General features: G+C 58.5%; 19 protein-coding genes. 5 read left to right on the top strand and 14 right to left on the bottom strand.

All coding sequences use genetic code 11. The features are described from left to right. The first annotated feature begins 70 nt into the window (after positions 1–70). Positions 71–1066 (top strand): catabolite repressor/activator, encoded by a 996-nt coding sequence (gene cra / locus KDX37_RS06585; protein ID WP_231651872.1) that lies wholly within the window; start codon positions 71–73, stop codon positions 1064–1066. Continuing rightward, positions 1063–1851, top strand: a complete 789-nt coding sequence (locus KDX37_RS06580) for a TatD family hydrolase (RefSeq protein ID WP_231652000.1) — start codon at positions 1063–1065, stop codon at positions 1849–1851. Before cra ends, KDX37_RS06580 begins: the two co-directional genes overlap by 4 nt. 22 nt (positions 1852–1873) lie before the next feature. Here KDX37_RS06580 and ampE read toward each other — a convergent pair whose 3' ends face one another. The 3 genes from ampE to KDX37_RS06565 form a co-directional block, all read right to left on the bottom strand. Next, complete coding sequence (ampE, locus tag KDX37_RS06575; RefSeq protein ID WP_231651871.1) at positions 1874–2710, bottom strand: regulatory signaling modulator protein AmpE; 837 nt, start codon at positions 2708–2710, stop codon at positions 1874–1876. A 15-nt stretch (positions 2711–2725) separates the two neighbouring features. Then, positions 2726–3274 (bottom strand): 1,6-anhydro-N-acetylmuramyl-L-alanine amidase AmpD, encoded by a 549-nt coding sequence (gene ampD, locus KDX37_RS06570; RefSeq protein WP_231651870.1) that lies wholly within the window; start codon positions 3272–3274, stop codon positions 2726–2728. Between the two features lie 160 nt (positions 3275–3434). After that, entirely contained in the window at positions 3435–5690 is a 2256-nt protein-coding gene (locus KDX37_RS06565) for a DUF1631 domain-containing protein (RefSeq protein WP_231651869.1), read from the bottom strand. Between the two features lie 345 nt (positions 5691–6035). Here KDX37_RS06565 and nadC point away from each other — a divergent pair, with 345 nt between their 5' ends. Genes nadC through KDX37_RS06550 form a run of 3 tightly spaced genes read left to right on the top strand, consistent with a single transcriptional unit; the run spans position 6036 to position 9327 of the window. Next, complete coding sequence (nadC, locus tag KDX37_RS06560; RefSeq protein WP_231651868.1) at positions 6036–6884, top strand: carboxylating nicotinate-nucleotide diphosphorylase; 849 nt, start codon at positions 6036–6038, stop codon at positions 6882–6884. A gap of 52 nt (positions 6885–6936) precedes the next feature. Continuing rightward, positions 6937–8025, top strand: a complete 1089-nt coding sequence (locus KDX37_RS06555; RefSeq protein WP_231651867.1) for a TIGR00266 family protein — start codon at positions 6937–6939, stop codon at positions 8023–8025. A 54-nt stretch (positions 8026–8079) separates the two neighbouring features. After that, positions 8080–9327: a VWA domain-containing protein gene (locus tag KDX37_RS06550; RefSeq protein ID WP_231651866.1), complete on the top strand. Its 1248-nt coding sequence runs from the start codon at positions 8080–8082 to the stop codon at positions 9325–9327. Positions 9328–9434: 107 nt separating this feature from the next. Here KDX37_RS06550 and KDX37_RS06545 read toward each other — a convergent pair whose 3' ends face one another. Genes KDX37_RS06545 through KDX37_RS06495 form a run of 11 tightly spaced genes read right to left on the bottom strand, consistent with a single transcriptional unit; the run spans position 9435 to position 18681 of the window. Beyond that, the gene (locus tag KDX37_RS06545; RefSeq protein WP_231651865.1) at positions 9435–10013 is read right to left on the bottom strand and encodes a TerD family protein; all 579 of its coding nucleotides are present in this window, start codon (positions 10011–10013) and stop codon (positions 9435–9437) included. A 37-nt stretch (positions 10014–10050) separates the two neighbouring features. Further along, positions 10051–10626: a TerD family protein gene (locus KDX37_RS06540; RefSeq protein ID WP_231651864.1), complete on the bottom strand. Its 576-nt coding sequence runs from the start codon at positions 10624–10626 to the stop codon at positions 10051–10053. A 27-nt stretch (positions 10627–10653) separates the two neighbouring features. Further along, complete coding sequence (locus KDX37_RS06535; protein ID WP_231651863.1) at positions 10654–11688, bottom strand: TerC/Alx family metal homeostasis membrane protein; 1035 nt, start codon at positions 11686–11688, stop codon at positions 10654–10656. 26 nt (positions 11689–11714) lie between these two features. Next, positions 11715–12164, bottom strand: coding sequence for a tellurite resistance TerB family protein (locus KDX37_RS06530; RefSeq protein WP_005614818.1), 450 nt, complete (start codon positions 12162–12164; stop codon positions 11715–11717). Between the two features lie 50 nt (positions 12165–12214). Next, a complete protein-coding gene (locus KDX37_RS06525; RefSeq protein WP_231651862.1) occupies positions 12215–13417 on the bottom strand; it encodes a TerD family protein in 1203 nt (400 codons plus the stop codon). After that, on the bottom strand, positions 13414–14007 hold the full coding sequence (locus KDX37_RS06520; protein ID WP_231651861.1) for a TerD family protein: 594 nt from the start codon (positions 14005–14007) through the stop codon (positions 13414–13416). The genes KDX37_RS06525 and KDX37_RS06520 overlap by 4 nt, the downstream gene beginning before the upstream one ends. 47 nt (positions 14008–14054) lie before the next feature. Then, positions 14055–14759 carry an HAD-IB family hydrolase gene (locus KDX37_RS06515; protein WP_231651860.1) on the bottom strand — a complete coding sequence of 235 codons (705 nt, stop codon included), beginning with the start codon at positions 14757–14759 and terminating at the stop codon, positions 14055–14057. Further along, on the bottom strand, positions 14760–15710 hold the full coding sequence (locus tag KDX37_RS06510; protein ID WP_231651859.1) for an HpcH/HpaI aldolase/citrate lyase family protein: 951 nt from the start codon (positions 15708–15710) through the stop codon (positions 14760–14762). Then, positions 15710–16804, bottom strand: coding sequence for a cysteine protease StiP family protein (locus KDX37_RS06505; RefSeq protein ID WP_231651858.1), 1095 nt, complete (start codon positions 16802–16804; stop codon positions 15710–15712). The genes KDX37_RS06510 and KDX37_RS06505 overlap by 1 nt, the downstream gene beginning before the upstream one ends. Next, on the bottom strand, positions 16797–17555 hold the full coding sequence (locus KDX37_RS06500; RefSeq protein WP_231651857.1) for an HAD family hydrolase: 759 nt from the start codon (positions 17553–17555) through the stop codon (positions 16797–16799). The genes KDX37_RS06505 and KDX37_RS06500 overlap by 8 nt, the downstream gene beginning before the upstream one ends. Beyond that, positions 17548–18681: a phosphoribosyltransferase domain-containing protein gene (locus tag KDX37_RS06495; RefSeq protein ID WP_231651856.1), complete on the bottom strand. Its 1134-nt coding sequence runs from the start codon at positions 18679–18681 to the stop codon at positions 17548–17550. The genes KDX37_RS06500 and KDX37_RS06495 overlap by 8 nt, the downstream gene beginning before the upstream one ends. Positions 18682–18733: the final 52 nt, after the last annotated feature.

Below are 18733 nucleotides of genomic sequence, written 5' to 3'. Positions count from 1 at the left end.
AAAGATGATCGTCATATCAAGACTGCTCTGACTGTTCTGAGCCACGCAAACAACAAAAGGAAAATTTGCGGTGAAACTGAGCGATATTGCCCGTCTGGCAGGTGTTTCCGTCACCACAGCCAGTTACGTGATCAACGGCAAGGCCGAACAGCAGCGCATCAGCCCTGCCACCGTCGAGCGTGTCAGGGCGGTGGTCGACGAACACGATTTCAGACCCAACCCTCAGGCAGCTGGGCTGCGCAGTCGGCACAGCAAAACTCTGGGGTTCATCCTGCCGGACCTGGAAAACCCGAGTTACGCCCGCATCGCCAAGCTGCTTGAACAAGGCGCGCGCAAACTGGGGTACCAGATGCTGATTGCCAGTTCCGATGACGACCCCGTCAGCGAGCTGCAACTGCTGCAAGTGTTTCGCGCGCGTCGCTGTGATGCGCTGCTGGTCGCGAGCTGCCTGCCACCCAGCGACGACAGCTACCGCGAGCTGCAACTGAAGGGCTTGCCCATCATCGCCATCGACCGGGAGATGAACCCCGATTACTTCTGCTCGGTGGTCAGCGATGACCACGACGCCAGCCTGCAACTGACCTACAGCCTGTTGCAGACCAAGCCTCAACACATCGCCCTGATCGGCGCGCGGCCCGAGCTGAGCATCAGTCGCGCACGTGCGGCCGGTTTCCGCCATGCGCTGGACGGTTTTGCCGGCACGACCATCGTGGAACACGGCGAGCACTTCAGCCGTGAATGCGGGCATCGTCTGATGAGCGAAATGCTGCAGCGCCTCGGCCATTTCCCCGATGCGCTGGTGACCACCTCATACGTACTGCTGCAAGGCGTATTTGATGTTCTGCAAAGCCAGCAGCTCAACGCTACTCAGCTTCATCTGGGAACGTTCGGCGACACACAACTGCTGGATTTCCTGCCGCTGCCCGTCAACGCCATGGCTCAACAGCATCAACTGATCGCAGACAAAGCCCTGCAGCTGGCGCTGGCGGCTGTTCAGAACAATGAATACCAGCCGGGCGTACACGCGATCGCCCGATCCTTCAAGCAACGGATCCACGGAGTCTGAGCGTGACGCTGATCGATACGCACACCCACCTTGATTTTCCAGACTTCGATGCCGATCGCGTGCAGATTCTGGAAAGGTGCGACTCGCTCGGCGTTCAACGTATCGTGGTTCTGGGTGTGTACCAGCAAAACTGGCAACGCGTCTGGGACCTGACTTTGCAACACCCCGCCCTTCACGCAGCCTTTGGGCTGCATCCGGTGTTCATTGATGAGCATCGCCCGCAACATCTGATCGAGCTGGGCGACTGGCTTGCCCGGCTGCAGGGTCACGCAAAGTTGTGTGCAATAGGCGAGATCGGCCTGGATTACTACCTCGAAGATCTGGACCGGGCTCGTCAGCAGCAGGTCTTCGAAGCCCAACTGCAACTCGCGGCGGATTTCGACCTACCCGTGTTGCTCCATGTGCGACGCAGCCATGCCGATGTGATTGCAACGCTAAAGCGCTACAAGCTCAAACGCTGCGGGATCATTCATGCATTTGCCGGTAGCCGGGAGGAAGCGAAGGAGTACCTGAAGCTCGGTTTCAAACTGGGCCTTGGCGGCGCAGCGACCTGGCCGCAGGCACTGCGCATGCATCGCGTCATTGCGCAATTGCCGCTAGAAAGCGTGGTACTGGAGACCGACTCTCCAGACATGGCCCCCGCCATGTACCCCAACCAGCGCAACAGCCCGGAACATTTGCCTGATATCTGTACATACCTGGCCGAACTGATGAAGGTCACTCACGAGCAGCTGGCCGATGCAAGTACGCGCAATGCCTGCGAGGTGTTTGGCTGGAACGCTTGAAGCGCTCCAGGACAGCACCCTGTCAGACCAGCAGCGTCCACAACGCAAAACCGGCGTACCAGACAATCGCGGCGCGAATCAACAGCTCCCAGAGCATGTCGAGGCTCGATACGCCCTCCGCACCCAGTTCAGGCGAGCGCACCTCGCTGGCGGCACAGCCGATGCGGGTGATCAGAGCGGCTGCGCTGATGTTCCAGTTCAGCAATTCATGCAACATGACCCGGCTCACCGCGACGAAGTTGCCCACCAGCGCAAAGCTGGCCGCAAGCAACCTGACCGGTATCCAGTCGAAAGCATGACGCAGTTGTTCGGCCCGCTCGACCAGCGCAGCACTGGTACCGTGTTCGGCGGCAAGCGCCAATAACCGATACGCCAGCGCCGCCACCGGACCCAGCAGGAAATACCAGAAGATCACTGCGAAAAAACTCTGATAGGCCTGCCAGAGCATGTAACCCTGCACGCCCTGCAGCAATTGCGGGCCATCGTCGGCCAGAACGCCCATATCGCGCTCGGCCACATGTACCGCCGCCTGTTCGTCACCGCGTCGGCAAGCATCGCGAAAAGGTCCCAGCGCGGCGATCAGGTCGCCCCGCCCCAGGCTATAAATCAATACCAGCAAGTGGACAGGCAGCGCCAGCCAGCCATATGCGACTGAACCGACAATGGTCAGCACCAGTTGCAGCAGCAACACCGGCAACAGGATCAACAATGCCAGGGTTACCCACGGGCGAGAGGCAGTTCGCGGGCTGGCCTCAAGCTTTGCCAGCTCTTTCAACCATGGCCCGTCACGCTGCACGCGCTGCCGCAAGGCTGAGAATTTCTCGATCCAGACGGCCAGCAGCAACACCAGAAAACTCATCGTTTGTCCCTCACATCATTCCTGCAAAGCCGCCTGAAATCTGGCCCAGTCAAAACACGGCCCCGGATCCGTCTTGCGCCCGGGTGCGATGTCGCTGTGGCCACAAATACGCTCGGGCGTGATGGCTGTGAACGCCCGGCGCAGCTGACGCGTCAATTCGATCAGCGCGCGGTACTGGTCATCGGTGAAGGGCTGGTCGTCTGTCCCTTCCAGCTCGATACCTATGGAAAAATCATTGCAGCCTTCGCGCCCCAGAAAACTGGATACGCCCGCATGCCACGCACGGTCCAGACAAGAGACGAACTGAATCACGTCGCCATCACGTTCGATAAGAAAATGCGCTGAAACTTTCAGATCGGCAATGCCCTTGAAATAGGGATGCTCATCTGTATCGAGCTGATTCTGGAAGAACGCCTGCACTTTGCCCGTCTTGAACTGGGCGGGCGGCAGGCTGATGTTATGAATGACCAGCAAGGAGATCTCGCCGTCGGGTCGCGAATTGAAATTGGGCGAAGGGCATTGCTGAATGCCTTCACACCAACCGCTTGCGCCATCCAGCTGCATGGGAATTCCTTTGAAAGAAATGGGAAGGCGCCAAGTATGCCCGCGATGCAGAAGGATGTAGATGCTTGCATGCCAATGGCCTGCGTACGAAACAGCCCGTCAAGCTGCAGTTTGGCTCGTACGCAGTGTCGGAGGGTGGAGTGAGCCCCTGCCCCGGGGCTCAGGCACTCTTGCGCTTGCGCAGGTTGTTGATCACCGACGCGAGCGCCCTATCAAACAGCAACGCATCATCCAGAATACGCACAGCGCCGCGTTGAAAATCCACCGCCAGGCCTTTACGCGTTTTTTCCAGCACCTTCATGCCGGTGCGATTGACGAAGATATAGCGACCGGTCGGCTCAACGATGGCAGTCAGCTTGCAGCGCAACCTGTGCTCTTCGTCTTCCTTGATTTCGACCCAGCAACCCACGCGCAATGTGTCAACCTGCTGTAACCCGGCATCATCATCCTCAAGTTCCGGGATCGGTTCATGCAGAGCACTCTCCTGGGGCTCAAGGAGGACGATCCTGTCGACAACCGCTACCATCGCCGGCCCATCCGCCGTCGAGACGACTGAAGAGTCCGACTCATGCTGATCGACTGCGCCGCCACTTTCCTGCGCATGAGAGAACTGCTGAAACGCGCTGACATGCAGCGTTTCCAACTGGCTGAAAAACTCGCTGGTGGCGAACGGATCGAATGCTGCGCGGGTCAAGCCATCGCGCAATGATTTGAGCAACCCGGGCACCAGGTCCAGCAGTTGCTGGCGGGCCTGCGGATCATCATGGGGCTCAACGCTCCAGATCAGGTCGTCCATGGTCGTCAGGCCGGCCTGCCATTCGCCGGAATCTTCACCGTGCTTGAGACAGATCAGCAGCAGCACCTTGCTCCAGGCCTCCTGCAACAGCCGCACGACCACTTCCGGCAACGTTTTGCCCATCAACCGCTGGTTCAACTCCCGCTGCACGCACTGTCGGGCCAGCTCTGCGCGAGCACGGCCTTCCTCAGCATCGCGTGTGCGCTGCTCAAGCAGTTCGCTGCGGCGTCGTTCATCGCCTGTAAACGCGAGGAAATCTGCCAGCAGTTCGGAAAAAATCGCGGGGTCATCGACAAAGTCATTCAGCAGCCGCTGCACGATCTGCTCAACCCGCATATAGAGCGAGTCTCGCTGATAATCGTCACGCCCACCCCAGCCAAGCGCGGCGGTAGCGATCTCGTTGAGTAAACGGCGTGCAGGATGACTGCCCCGACTGAAGAAGCTTTTGTCCAGCACCGCTACCTTGAGCATCGGGATCTGCAAGCGACCGATCAGGGCGCGCAGCGAAGCGGGCAAATTACGGTCGTCGAGAATGAATTCGAAGAGCATGGCGATCAGGTTGATGACGTCTTCGTCGCCAGCACCCACGCCTCGGGACTTGCCGCTTTTGACACTGACACGCGTCAGCAACTGTTCCAGCTGATTGCGCAGATCGAACTCGTCCGACATATCCTGAGCAGGCACATACTGCTGCAAATGCGAAAGCAAGCGCAGCAGGTCCTTGCTTGAAATCGGTCGTACTTCAGTATTCGCCTCATGACGCGGCACAAGATTGCCCCGCACCTGCAGCAGCAGTTCCTGCAATGCCGAGAATACTTCCTGCACACTTTTATCGAGTTTGTCGGCCGCCTGCGCGAGCGCAGGGTCGGACAAGGTGGGGCTCTGTGTCCTCGGCGCGCTTCGGTCAGACGAGCGTCGGGCCGGCAGGGCTTTCATCTCCGGCAATATACCGGTGGCGATCAGCAACTGATTGGCCTCGCCGTACAAGTGATCGGTGTTGGTCAGGACATACTTCTCGAACAACTTGAGAATGATCAGCTTGACCTTGATCTCGACCCCCAGACTTTTTCCGGCGGCCAGGTAGAACCGGCACAGCATTGCAGGGCCCAACGGATTGGCCTGGTCGACAATGGGTTGAGGCAGCAGCACATTCAGGCGGGTGGTGAGCTGACCGAGGGCAAGACCATCACGACTCATGACCTTGGTAACCATGGAGTCGACGGCGACCGTCTTTTCCAGGTCATCGTTGGCCACCAGCGCAAGCTTGTCGAACGGCACCGAGACCGGCAGATCAGGTTCAGTGATCCGGTACTGACCCAGCGCCAGAAACGACTCGTAGAACTGGTCGAGGAAGCCACGTTCGATACTTTTACGCTTGAGGCGCAGGTCACGCATTGCTTCGAAAAAGATATTCTGCTCGGTGTTATTGCGGGCACGGTCGGCCATCTCGAACAGGGTGTCATCAGCATTGTCGAACAGCGCCTGCAAACCGTCCTTGAGTTGCTGTGCCGCTTTATCGCGCACTTGCAGCAACACCACGGGCAGTCTGGCAAGCGGCGTACCGCTCCCCTGACCCGGGAATACTTTGCTCAATGGCACTACTTTTTCGTCGTTCGGCATCACGCCCCCTGACAGGAAACTACCTGAACCCCCTCACAATCCGGCTTTTGACCGTCGTGTGTGAAGCGATCCCCTTGGTTCTGCGCTACGTCAAACCTATGACGTCAAATACAAGTCGCATTATCTTTCAAAACTTGTCATCGACGCCAGCAGCGTGTTGCGCCCTGATCAACGCATTCAGCAGAACCTGATGCGGGGATAGACCGCGTCTTTCGGGTTCCATCGCAAAGCTTTTTGCAAAACCGACCAACAGCATGTCCCGATTGCCAGACAAGACCGCTGGCACGGGTGGGTTACAGGGGTGCGGTGGCTTATACTCGATCGACTTTGTTAGTGGAGCCTGCTATGCCGAATTTACGACTTGCCGCCCTGACAGCCGAAATCGAAGCCAATGTGCGCCGCGCATTGCTCGAAGATGTCGGCAGTGGCGACATTACCGCTCAACTGATCCCCGAGGAGCGTCTGGCCAAAGCGACGATCATCTCGCGCGATGCTGCCGTGATCGCGGGCACGGCCTGGGTCGATGCGGTTTTTCGTCAATTGGACCCACGTGTGGCCGTGCACTGGCAAGTCAGCGATGGCGAGCGGGTCAGTCCCGATCAGGCCTTGTTTCATCTGGAAGGACCGGCCCGCTCACTGCTGACCGGCGAACGCAGCGCTCTCAACTTTCTGCAGATGCTTTCGGGTGTCGCCACCCGGGCGCAGTATTTCGCTGACATGGTGGCGGGTACTCAGGTCAGGTTGCTCGACACCCGCAAGACATTGCCGGGTCTGCGCCTCGCGCAAAAATATGCGGTGACCTGCGGCGGCTGCCACAACCACCGTATCGGGCTCTACGATGCGTTTCTGATCAAGGAAAACCACATCGCAGCCTGTGGCGGCATTGCCCAGGCCATCGAGGCGGCGCGCAAGATCGCACCGGGCAAGCCGGTAGAAGTCGAAGTTGAAAGCCTGAGCGAACTCAAAGAGGCGCTGCAAGCCGGGGCCGACATCATCATGCTCGACGAACTCAGCCTGGATGACATGCGCGAAGCGGTAAAGCTGACTGCCGGGCGTGCCAAGCTCGAAGCCAGCGGTGGCATCAATGACGATACGTTGCGCGTGATCGCCGAGACCGGTGTCGATTTCATCTCCATTGGTGCAATGACCAAGGATGTGAAAGCCGTGGACCTGTCCATGCGCCTGAGCATCTGACCCCTTCGTGCACGCCGACTATCACAACCTGATCGGGTAAGGAGCAAGCGCCTTGGAACAGTGGTTTGTAATGAACGCCGGCAAACAGCTGGGCCCGATGGATTCGGCGGCTGCCCGGCTCATCGCGCGTGAATCTCCCGGTGCCTGGTGCTGGAAGCAAGGCATGCCGGACTGGCAGCCGATCTATCAGGTTGCCGAAGTGCGCGCGATGAAGAAGGACGGCGTTACGCCGTTCCCGGACCCGACACCGGACATGATTCAACCCAGGCCATCAGCACTGCCCGCACACGCCGCTCCTGCGCCAGCCCCTTCAAACACCCCGGGCTCGCCGCCGCTCAAACGGCCTTCTTTCACACCTGACGCTGGTGCCTCGGGCGGCTACGGTTCATCCCAGGCAACCGAAGGCGTGGACTTCAAGCTGTACGGCGCCGAAACCCAGTTCGTCGAGCTGGAACTGGACCCCGGCGAAAGTGCGGTCGCCGAGGCCGGCGCGATGATGTACAAAACCTGCGACGTGCAGATGGAAACCATCTTCGGCGACGGCAGCAACCAGTCCTCGGGGCTGCTGGGCTCACTGTTTGGGGCGGGCAAGCGCATGCTGACCGGTGAAAGCCTGTTCACCACGGTGTTTTCGCAGCAGGGCAATGGCAAAGGACGCGTGGCTTTCGCGGCCCCCTACCCCGGCACCATCCTGCCGCTCAACCTGCGCGACTTTGGCGGCAAGCTGATCTGTCAGAAGGACAGCTTCCTGGCGGGCGCCAAAGGCGTCTCTATCGGCATCCAGTTCCAGAAGAAGATCCTCACGGGCCTGTTTGGTGGCGAAGGCTTCGTGCTGCAAAAACTGGAAGGTGACGGCTGGGTGTTTGTGCACATGGGCGGCACCGTGCGCAAGATCGAGCTGGCAGCCGGCGAAGGGCTGGATGTGGACACCGGTTGTCTGGCGGCCATGACCCAGACCGTCGACTACGATATCCGCATGGTCGGCGGCGGCATCAAATCCATGTTGTTCGGCGGCGAAGGCATGTTTTTCGCCAGACTCACGGGGCCCGGAACGGTCTGGCTGCAAAGCCTGCCCTTCTCGCGCCTGGCCGGTCGGATGCTGGCAGCTGGCCCTGCGGGTGTGGGCCGAAGCGAGCGTTAATTTGCCATTCTGTCATAAGGGGCCATTACGGCCCCTCATCGCCAAGGAAGAGACATGCTTATCACACAAGGTCAACGCATACCGCTGTCCACGCTCCTGCAGGGCTCGGATCTGACACTGTCCATCGACATCAAGTCGGGGCATGTGATTGATTACGTCTGCTTCGGGGTCGATGCAAACGGCAAACTGTCAGACGACCGCTACATGATCTTTTTCAACCAGCCCGCCAGCCCTTGCAACAGCGTCAAGCAGTCCAACGGTGGCGACTTCCAGCTGGCGCTCGCCAGCCTGCCAGCGTCAATCGACCGTCTGGTGTTCACAGCCTCCATCGACGGTGCAGGCGCGATGAGCGATATTCAGGCCAGCCACTTCAGTATCAAAGACAGCGGTCGCGAAGTGGCTCGTGGCGAGTTTTCCGGCGCGAGCTTCGCGGCTGAAAAAGCGATCATGGTCGCTGACATTTATCGCAAGAACGGCGAATGGCGTATCGCCTCAAACCTGCAAGGCTACAACGCCGGTCTGGATGCGCTGGTGGTGCATTTTGGTGGCGAGGTCAGTGAAGCACCCGCACCAGCGCCGACCCCTGCCACGCCCGCCAGAGTCTCTCTGGAGAAAAAGATCGCCGACGCTGCGCCGCAATTGGTCAGCCTGGCAAAAAAGGCACAGATCAGCCTGGAAAAAGCCAAACTCACCGACACCAAGGCACGCGTCGGCCTGGTGCTCGATGCGTCGGGGTCCATGAATGGGCAATACAACCGTGGACACGTGCAGGAAGTCGTGGACCGACTGATCCCTCTCGCCGTGCATTTCGACGATGACGGCGCCCTGGATTGCTGGGCATTCGGCGCCAAGCCCCAGCAGTTGTCAGCCGTAACGCTGAACAACTTCAAGGACTTCATCAAGACCGACAAAGGTGGTTGGAAAGACTGGGTACTGGGCGCACGGATAAACGATGAGCCCAAGGCGATGCGCATGGTCATCGACTACTACAAGCAGTCGAACGACAAGACCCCGGTTTACATACTGTTCATCAGCGATGGCGGCATCTACGAAGACCGTGCAATCACCAAACTGATGATCGAAGCAGCCAAACTACCGATCTTCTGGCAGTTCGTCGGCCTGGGCGGACGTGGATACGGCATTCTCGAAAAGCTGGATGACATGGACGGCCGTGTCGTGGACAACTGCAACTTTTTCGCCCTGGACCGCCTGGATGAAATCCCGGAAGAAAAGCTCTACGACCTGCTCATGGAAGAGTTTCCGGACTGGCTCAAGGCTGCCAGGACGGCTGGCATCATCTGACGCGGTCAATGGCCGAAAGGCAGCCCAGGCACTGAAGTGCAGACAATAAAAAACCCCCGCCATCGCTGACGGGGGTTTTTATTGCGCGTATCAGGCGTGACTCAGGTTCAGCCGATCGAGACGCCGTGGGCTTCTGCCAGAGGCTTGAGACCGCCTGCAAAGCCCTGGCCGATGGCCTTGAACTTGAACTCCTCGCCGTTGCGATACAGCTCGCCGAAGATCATCGCGGTTTCAGTCGATGCGTCTTCCGACAAGTCGTAGCGAGCGATTTCCTTGCCATCTGCCTTGTTCACAACGCGGATGTAAGCGTTGCCAACCTGACCGAAGCTTTGCTTGCGCTCTTCAGCAGAGTGAATGGTCACGGCGAACACCAGCTTTTTGACCGTGGCAGCCAGACCCGTCAGCTTGACGTTGACCGACTCATCATCGCCATCGCCTGCGCCGGAGCGGTTGTCGCCCAAGTGCTCAACCGAGCCATCGGTCGACTTCTTGTTGTTGTAGAAAATGAAGCTGTTGTCGTCCAGAACCTTGCCACTTTCACCCACGATGAAAATGGAAGCATCCAGGTCGAACTCGGTGCCGTCAGTAACGCGCGGATCCCAGCCCAGGCCTACGGTGATTTCTGTCAGGCCAGGGGCCTCTTTGGACAGCGAAACGTTACCGCCTTTACTCAGACTTACAGCCATGTTCGTAATCCTTTCTGGAAAAATGATTGGGCGAAAATCAGAAGTTCATGCCGTAAGAGTTGGCGACGGCCTTGAGGCCACCGGCATAACCCTGACCGACTGCGCGGAACTTCCATTCAGCGCCGTTGCGGTAAAGCTCAGCGAAGACCATCGCAGTTTCCGTCGATGCGTCTTCTGCCAGGTCGTAGCGAACAACTTCCGAACCCGACTTTTCATTCAGCACGCGGATGAATGAACCGCCTACCTGTCCGAAGTTCTGCTTGCGGGCATCGGCTTCGTGGATGGTCACGACAAACACAACCTTGTCGACGTCAGCCGGTACACGGGTCAGATCGACCTTCAGCACTTCATCGTCGCCGTCGCCGGCACCGGTACGGTTGTCACCGGTATGCTCGACAGAGCCATCGGCGCTTTTCAGCTGGTTGTAGAAAATGAAGTCAGCTTCGCTGCGGACTTTGCCATTGGCGCCCAACAGGAATGCGCTGGCGTCCAGGTCAAAGTCCTGGCCGTCAGTGGCACGCGGGTCCCAGCCAAGGCCAATCAGTACATTGGTCAAGGTAGGGTCGGTTTTCGACAGCGAAAGGTTGCCACCTTTTTGCAGAGTCAAAGCCATGATTCGTTTATCTCCTTTATCCAGTGTTTACGCTTTTTCTTCAGCCGACTCTTCTTTACCCGGGAAGAGCAGGCTGGCAACGATACCGATCACAAGCACTACGACCACGACCAGCAGACTGGTGTTGGCGCTGATGCTGTAACCGTGATGGAACAGGTGGTCAGTTGCGTTCAAGCCCAGCTTGAGTGCGATGAAGAACAGCAGAGCAATAACTGCTTTTTCCAGGTGCACCAGGTAGCGTTTGAGGGCTTCCAGTACGAAGTACAGAGTACGCAGACCCAGAATCGCGAACAGCATGGCCGAGAACACGATCAGCGGCTCACGGCTGACAGCGATGATCGCTGGCACGGAGTCGAACGCGAACAGTACGTCGGAGATTTCAGCCACAACCAGACACAGGAACAGTGGGGTCGCGAACAGAGCGCCTTTGGCAGCCAGAGCAATACCGGCGTTTTCAGGCTTCTTGATTTCTTCTTCCAGTACCGAGCGGCGAACGAAGAAATTGCTGCCGTGCAGTTTTGGCCACACCGGGAACAGCTTCTTGGCAAAGCGATAAGCCATGTGCTGGGAGTAGTCGATCTCTTCGTCGTCGTTGTCACCGGCGCGCAACATCATGATCGCTGTCCAGGCAACAATGATCGCAAACACCACTTCGACCCACGGGCCCAGAGCCAGAAGGCCGGTACCGATGGCCACGAAAATACCGCGGAAAACGATGGCACCGATGATGCCCCAGTACAGAACGCGGTGACGCAGGCCGTCAGGGATCTTGAACCAGGTGAACAACGCCATGAATACGAACAGGTTGTCGACGCTCAGAACTTTTTCAAGTGCATAACCGGTAACGAACAGGGTGGCCACTTCAGAGCCGTGCTGAACGTACAGAAAACCGGCGAAAGCCAGCGAAATGGCGACCCAGAAAATCGACCAGGCGGACGCCTGAGCGAGAGTGATCGGCTTGTTTCCACGGTGAGAAAACATATCGATGGCCATGGCCGTAATGGCCAGGCCGATAAACACGGCCATCGTAAGTGGAGGGAAGCCTAGAGAGGTGCTTTCCATTTAACTGCGTTCCTTAGGGGTAAAATTTACAGGTCGAAATCGGACGGGTTCAGGCCAAGCTCTCGACAGATCGTGCGGCAGACTTCGCGCTCTTTCTCGTCAAAGCTGCCATCGGCACCGCCAATTGCACAGCAGACACGCACCAGCAAACGGGAGGCATCTTCTTTTTTCTTGATCTTGCCAATGGTTTTCAACGCTTCGGCACGACCAATTTCAAAATCGAACTCGAACTTCGAGCACGCTTCCTGAAAACCCTGGATGACCTCTTTCATGTCAAAGACTTTCAATTCTTGAGAGTTTTGAATGAAGCCGGCCATCTTCTGTTTTTCACTGGAGCTGATATCACCGTCGGCGGCCGATACCAGCGCACAACCCGACACTACAGCGTCCATGAATTCACGATTCTTGAACTTCGAGACTTCAGAAGCCAGTTTGTCACGCGCCGCGGTGGCGTTTGTTTTCAACCAGTCCAGCATGTCTATCTCCTGTGAGGCGGCACTGCGGCCTCAAGACTTCAGTGAGTTGTTTACTTGGAACCGGCAGCCCAGCGCATACCCCAGCCGTAGGCCTTGTCCATATTGCTGTGACCGTTATGGAAGTCCACGCAACGGGTCACTTTGACCGCGCCGTTGTCGTTTTCCAGCAAAGCGATTGCACACATGCCCTGACGGCCACCCTCTTCATTGAGGCGAACCTCGATAGGCGGCTGACCCGGCGCATGAATCGTGACCACGCCGTCGGTCTCTTTCCAGTTTGGCGCGCCTTCGTAGATGAACGCGTAAACCAGAATGCGGCGAATCTTGCTCCAGTGAGAGCCGTTGATGTGCAGCCACTCACCATCACTTACAGAGCCGGTACGGTCATCGCCCATCAACTTGATGAACGGCTCGGTGTTGAGCGAGCCAAACGAATTGCCCAGTGCTTGAACGGCCCCTTTGTGGCCATCCTGCAATTCGAACAGGCAGCCTACATCAAGGTCGATTGCATTGCTCTTCTTCATCGAGAAGAAACCGCCGCCCTTGTTATCGCTACGACGGTTCCAGTTCAGGTTGACCCTGATTTCGCCAAAACCGGCACTGGTTTTTTCCAGACTGACCGAGGCACGGGTCTTGTCGAGCGTAATCTTGCTCAGGCTCACGGTCGACTTGACCGCAGGTGCTGGCGCTGGCGCCGGAGCTGCAGGTGCAGGTGCAGGTGCAGGTGCAGGTGCAGGCTGATCCTGAGGCGCTGCGACCTCAACACCAAAATTCTTCGCCAACGGCTCAAGCCCGCCCGCGAAACCCTGAGCCACACACCGGAACTTCCAGGCGCCTTGACGCAGATAGAACTCGCCCAGAATCAGCGCTGTTTCTTTCATGCCGCTGGTTGGCAGCTCGGCCTGGATGTCGCCCGTGATGGTCAGTGCAAGTCGCGACACGCTGTCGAAGCTGGCCTTGTTCTCGTAGATGGTCGCGGTCAACGCGACTTTCTCGATGACGGCGTCCAGACGACTCGGATCAAGGCTGAACACCGCGCGGCCAGACGACGTTTCCGTCAACTGGACCGCACCGTTGTTCACGCTTTTCTGACCGTAAAAGCACATGTCATGGTCGCCACGGACCTTGCCTGAGCTTGTCAGCAGAAACGCTGAGACATCAATGTCCGCGCCCGCCAGCGGGGAGTAGTTCACCTCGACCGTCAACGGGCCGGCAGCTACCGGCGCATTTGCGCCTGGGACAAGTTGAGTCATGCGCGTACGGCTCCAATGGCCAGGTTGACCAGGTCATCTGCGGTACGGCCATTGGTGGCCTGACCCACAGCAGTGAAGTCCCAACCGCTTGCAGTGCGTGACAGGTAAGACATCACAACGCCGGTATGCCCGCCTTTTTCCGACAGATCAAAGCGACCCAGCTCGTTACGGGTGCTGAGATCGACAATACGGCAATAGGCATTGGCAACTTTTTCGAAGTTCTGGCCGGTGAACGAGTTGACCGTGAACACCAGGTACTTGACGGCTGCCGGGAGCTTTTCCAGGTCGACGCTGATGGTTTCGTCGTCGCCTGCACCTTCACCCGTACGGTTGTCGCCGGAGTGCTGAATGGCACCATCACGGGACTGCAATTGACGGAACCACACCAGATCAAGCGGCTTCTTGTCAGCGTCGAGCATGATGCACGAGGCATCCAGGTCGATATCACCGCCACCGCCACCGAGCAGTTTTCCGAAGAAACCGCTCGCTTTCTCGGGGTCCCATCCCAGGCCCATGCTGACTTTCTTAAGGCCGGTACCAGCGGTTTTCTCAAGCGAGATCGTCTGGTTTTTTGCCAAAGTGAGTGCCATTTTTAGCTCCATGTGGACTACGGAATTCGGAAAAAAGTGTTACAGCCTTACCGTGTTGAGCCATCTTTGCCATCAGGATTGTGTAACTTGGCGTTAACGGGGCCTTTGTAACGGCCTCGGCGCCATGTCGGATGGAACAGACGCCAGTGCGCATCCTGGGCAGCAGCGAGCAACTCGTGATCGCCCCGCGTGTCGCCCCAGGCGCGTACCCGGAACTGCGTAAGCGGCCCATACACACTTTCCAGACGCGATACCTTGGAGTCGCAGCGACAATTGCTGCCCTCGATCAAACCGGTAAGTTTGCCGTCGATCACTTCCAGATTGGTACCGATCAGCTCAACTTTGAGGCGGTCAGCGAACGGTTTCAAAACCATAGCAGGCGATGCTGAACATAGCGTGACAATGGCACCCTTCTCGATTTCAGCCGCGATGGACTCCAGCGCCGCTGGACGCATCAGGCGCTCCCAGTGCGACTGGCAAAAAGCCTCGGCCTTCTGCTGCAGCCATTGCGCCTCGACACCGCTCAGGAACGCCTTGATCAGGCGGCCTTTAAGCTCGTCGCGAGTCACGCGCTTGGCCAAGTAACCAAGGCTGGGCAAAACAAGCCTTGCCATGCGAACCGAGAAGGCACGCTGCCCAAAGGCAAATTTGAGGAAGGGCACGAAACTGTCGTGCCGGGTGATGGTTCCGTCGAAATCGAACACCGCCAGCAGGCGTTGCTCCACTTCGATTTCAAGGTCAGGTTCTATCATCTAGCTAACTGCCTCAGCGAGTCGAATGCTGGCATCCATGATTGAAGCGGGTGCGGATAACACTCCGTGCCATTTGGCGCGCTCCATGATGTGGGTTGCCCATTTGTAATGGGTGGCCGGTTCACACATCGCATCGTTGTACTTGAACACGGCGGGTGCAACAGAGTTCAAAATCATGCGGGCGGAATTCATGTCTTCAAGACTGACGCGGAACGCATTCTGAATGATATTGACCTGCGATGGGTGAATTGCCGTCTTGCCGACCAGACCATTGGCAATATCGAGCGCCAGTTCCTGCTCGAGAATATCCGGGGTAGCCAATTGCTCGAACACCGGGGCGGTCAAGGCAAACCCCTGCGACCCCATCACGCCGGCCAACATCGGGATGACGTAGCCCATGGGCGTGCCGTACAAGGTCATAGCTGGGTTGCGGCGCAGACCCAGACAGCCCATCAGGTCATTGCCACCGATGCGCAGGGCAATGATCCGGTCGTTGAGATTGGCTTTCAGTGCCTGCCCAAATTCGACCATCGCTGTCGGATTGAACACGTCAGGGGTTTCCAGCGTGGGCATCAGGGCCAGCGCCGGGTTGGTGACCGCCTGTTCCCAGCTCGTCAGACTGCTGAGTGAGAGCTTGGGCACCACGAAGCCGTCGACATGCGCCATCAGCGGCCAGTCATTGAGGATGCGGGCCATTGCCGCGTCACGAGGACGTACGAACAACAAAGGGCCATTGGCCGGACGGCCGCCGCGATCCTGAATACGGGTCAGCACCTGACGAAGGTTGAGCAGCGCAGTATCGACGTCGATCAGCGCAACCGCGTCTTCCAGGCACACCACCAACGAACGGAGCTCTGGCAGTTTTTCGCCGAAAACCACATCCAGAATGTCGTCACGGGTCGCGGGCATGTACAACGTCGCCCCCAGCGCATAAGGCGAGAGTATGGCCATTAGCTGAGACTCCTGATGATGGTCACCGCCCTGTAGGGCCCCAGGGCGCTGCCGACTTCTTCGACAGGGATGCCCGCTTTTTCGGTCAGATGCAGGAGCAATTGCACATCACGGTCAGTGGTGTCGCGCACCAGCACATGGTCCGGGACGCGACGCATGACAGCGCGAGTTGCTTCGGCTATGCCCGGTTTGACGCGATTGAGGTTGGTAATCCCGAAGCGCTCGGCCAGGCTGTTGACGACCTGGGACGCCTGCGCTTTGAGTTCAAGCTTTTGCTGCGGCGTCCAGGGTGTCACCGGGACTGTAGAACCCTGACGCTGGCGTTGGTTCTCGACCTGCTCGATGAAAGCCCGGGTGACGTCGTGCTGCCGAAGATGATCGTAGACCACGCAACCGTGCAAGCCACCTTCGACAGGCCAGATCGAGCGCGACACCAGCCCCGAGACCGTGGCCCCCAGGATACCGGACGGAATCACCCAGTCTTCGCAGGATGCGGCCAACCATGCGCTGCCGCACGGATCAGCCAGCACCACCAGACGCGGCTCTTCAGGGAAGCGCGTATCGCCCGCCAGACTGCGCTTGATCTCGCCCGAGATCGCGCCCTTTCCGGTCCAGCCATCGACAAATACGATGTTCTGCGCGCCGTGGGCCTTGATAATGGCCTCAAGCGCCACCGCATCAATGCCCCGGTCACGAATGATGCTGATGCCGTAGTGATGCGTTTCGCGGCCCAGCTCGATCAACGCCCTGCGCAGCAGCACGCCAAGCGGAAGCCCCGCGCGCACGAACGATACCAATGCAATTTCAGAACCTGTGCATTCCTGGTCAAGCGCGTGGGCCAGGGCCTGCACATCAGCCGCCATGCGGGCACAGTTCTGGTCGAGTGCGCGTTCGAACAGGTTCTGATGCGCCGCGCTGGGCGCCGCCTCTTCACTGATCATTTCCGAATAATGCTTTTGACGCGTCTGGATCAGACGCTCCTTTTCCTCGACGTCCGTGGTTTGTATTTCCACGCGACGCAGCAGGAAGTGAACGTCGTCCTTGAGGTAGCTGCCGCTACCGACTGTATCGAGCCCGTTAACGGGATTACTCATGCGCGGTGCCTACAAACATTTTTGCCAACTGGCTGCGGGCCGGCGTGGCCCACCAGTCGCATTCATCCATGAAACCCAGGTCGGTGATGCTGTCACCAAAACCCAGAACCGGCCGTTCACCATTGACCGCCCTGTCGCGTCGCAACCACTCCTGAACCGCATAACGCTTGGCCAGGCCATCGGGCAGAAACGCCAGGTTGTTGCCGTTACCGTGCACATGCATGCCATCGAGCAAGCCACGTGCCTGAACTTCCTCCAGCACGCGAGTGAGGATCGTGTCGTCGCTTTCGTTGTGTTTGGTCACGACATAATGGAACAGCCGGGCTTCTTCAACGACCCAGCCACGCAGCGAAACGCCCTGTTCCTGACCAATGGCCTGGGTGGTGGCGCACAGCTCGTGGAGGCGCGTCTGGTAATCGGCGAGCGTCTGCTTCATTTGCTCGTTCCAGTCCTTGTCCAGACGTCCCATGACATCAAGCATGACGCCACCATGCGAACAGATGGCGCCTGCGGTGAACGGCAGTTTGACGCGGCTGTAAGCCTCGACGCTACGCGCTGTCACCGGGACCACGTCGGAATGCGCCAGCAACCAGTGTGCAAAAGACTTCTGCACGTTGGTCATGTAGCCATTGGCGTTACCGCTGATGTCGAGGGTGGCGACGTGTTTTTCAATGTCGGCAGGGGTTTTGCGCGCGGTCTGAAACAGCGTGTCATCGAGATCGACGAAGATCAGCGGACGGTCGTTACTCATCGCAGATGACCTCGGCGTTCAGTGCGTTAATCAACTCGGCAGGCACGGCCTCCCTCGGTGTTTCGGTACAGATCAGGACCCGGTCGAACTGGCCGGGCTTGACGTTGTACAGGAAGTTGGGAATGCCCAGCCCGTAATTGTCAGAGAACGACAAGGCGTGATCAATGGCATGCCCCAGGGCAATCGGTGAACGACTCGTGGAGCTGAAGTGCACATCGGCACCGGCTTTCTCCAGCCGCTCGGCCAGCAGAAAAGGACGCCAGACGAACTCGCTGGTGCCCACCACCAGAATCCGCTCGCCCTTGCTGACCTGAATGCCTGGCGCGAGTGTGTCAGCAACTGACAACACGCCCAGCCGCCCCCAGTCATTTGCCGTAACCAGCGGCCAGTCGCCCATCGCCACGGTGCCGACTTGCGGCATGTCGGGCAGCGGCGCGCTGATGTCTTCGTCAAACGAGTAAGAGCCCTGCAGCAGCGAAACCTGTTCGGCCAGCGCACCCATTGAAATGCTGACAGCGCCTGCCGACCAGTCTGTCAGGACACACGTCACCACGCGCTCGAGCTTGTTCAATCCGGCGCCGACCAACGCCTCATGGAGATTGATGAAAGTCTTGCCGGTCGAGGCTTCGTCATCGACCAGCACCAGCGAACGAGCGCCAAGCATCATCTCACGCAGCGCCGGATCGGTCGGCAGGTGAAACAGATGCGCACTGGCGTGGCTGTGTTCTTCTTCGAAACGCGCGAATACTTCGGTGCCTGTCGGGTGTCGGGTGCTGACCATGTATAGCGCATCCGGGCGACGCTCACGGTAGGCGCGGTGCACGCCTGCACCGAGCCCTACTGCCGTCTCGGCCATGCCGATGATCAACACCGGGCCTGGCAGATCCGCCGGGATCTTGTTTGCTAGGTCTTGAAAGCTCTTGAGCATGACGCTCGGCTGGGCCGGGATGTGGCGGCCCAACACACGGGATACGAACAGAAAGGCACGCTTGGGGTTGCGCCGTTCCGCGAAGCCGAACAACGAGTCGGGAGCAATGGTTGATGAGTCGACGCTTACGTCGAGGCGACCACGAAGCAGATCAGCACGAAGCCTGGTAGGGTTGGAAAAAGCTGCGCTGCTGTCCATCGATAAATTCCTGATTAGCGGGGTCTTGACCCCAAGCGCCTGCCCTTTCGGG

This window comes from Pseudomonas californiensis (genome assembly GCF_021147775.1).
Classification (GTDB): domain Bacteria; phylum Pseudomonadota; class Gammaproteobacteria; order Pseudomonadales; family Pseudomonadaceae; genus Aquipseudomonas; species Aquipseudomonas californiensis.
Note: the sequence above shows the minus strand (reverse complement) of the source record. Positions and strands in the feature narration are given on the sequence as shown.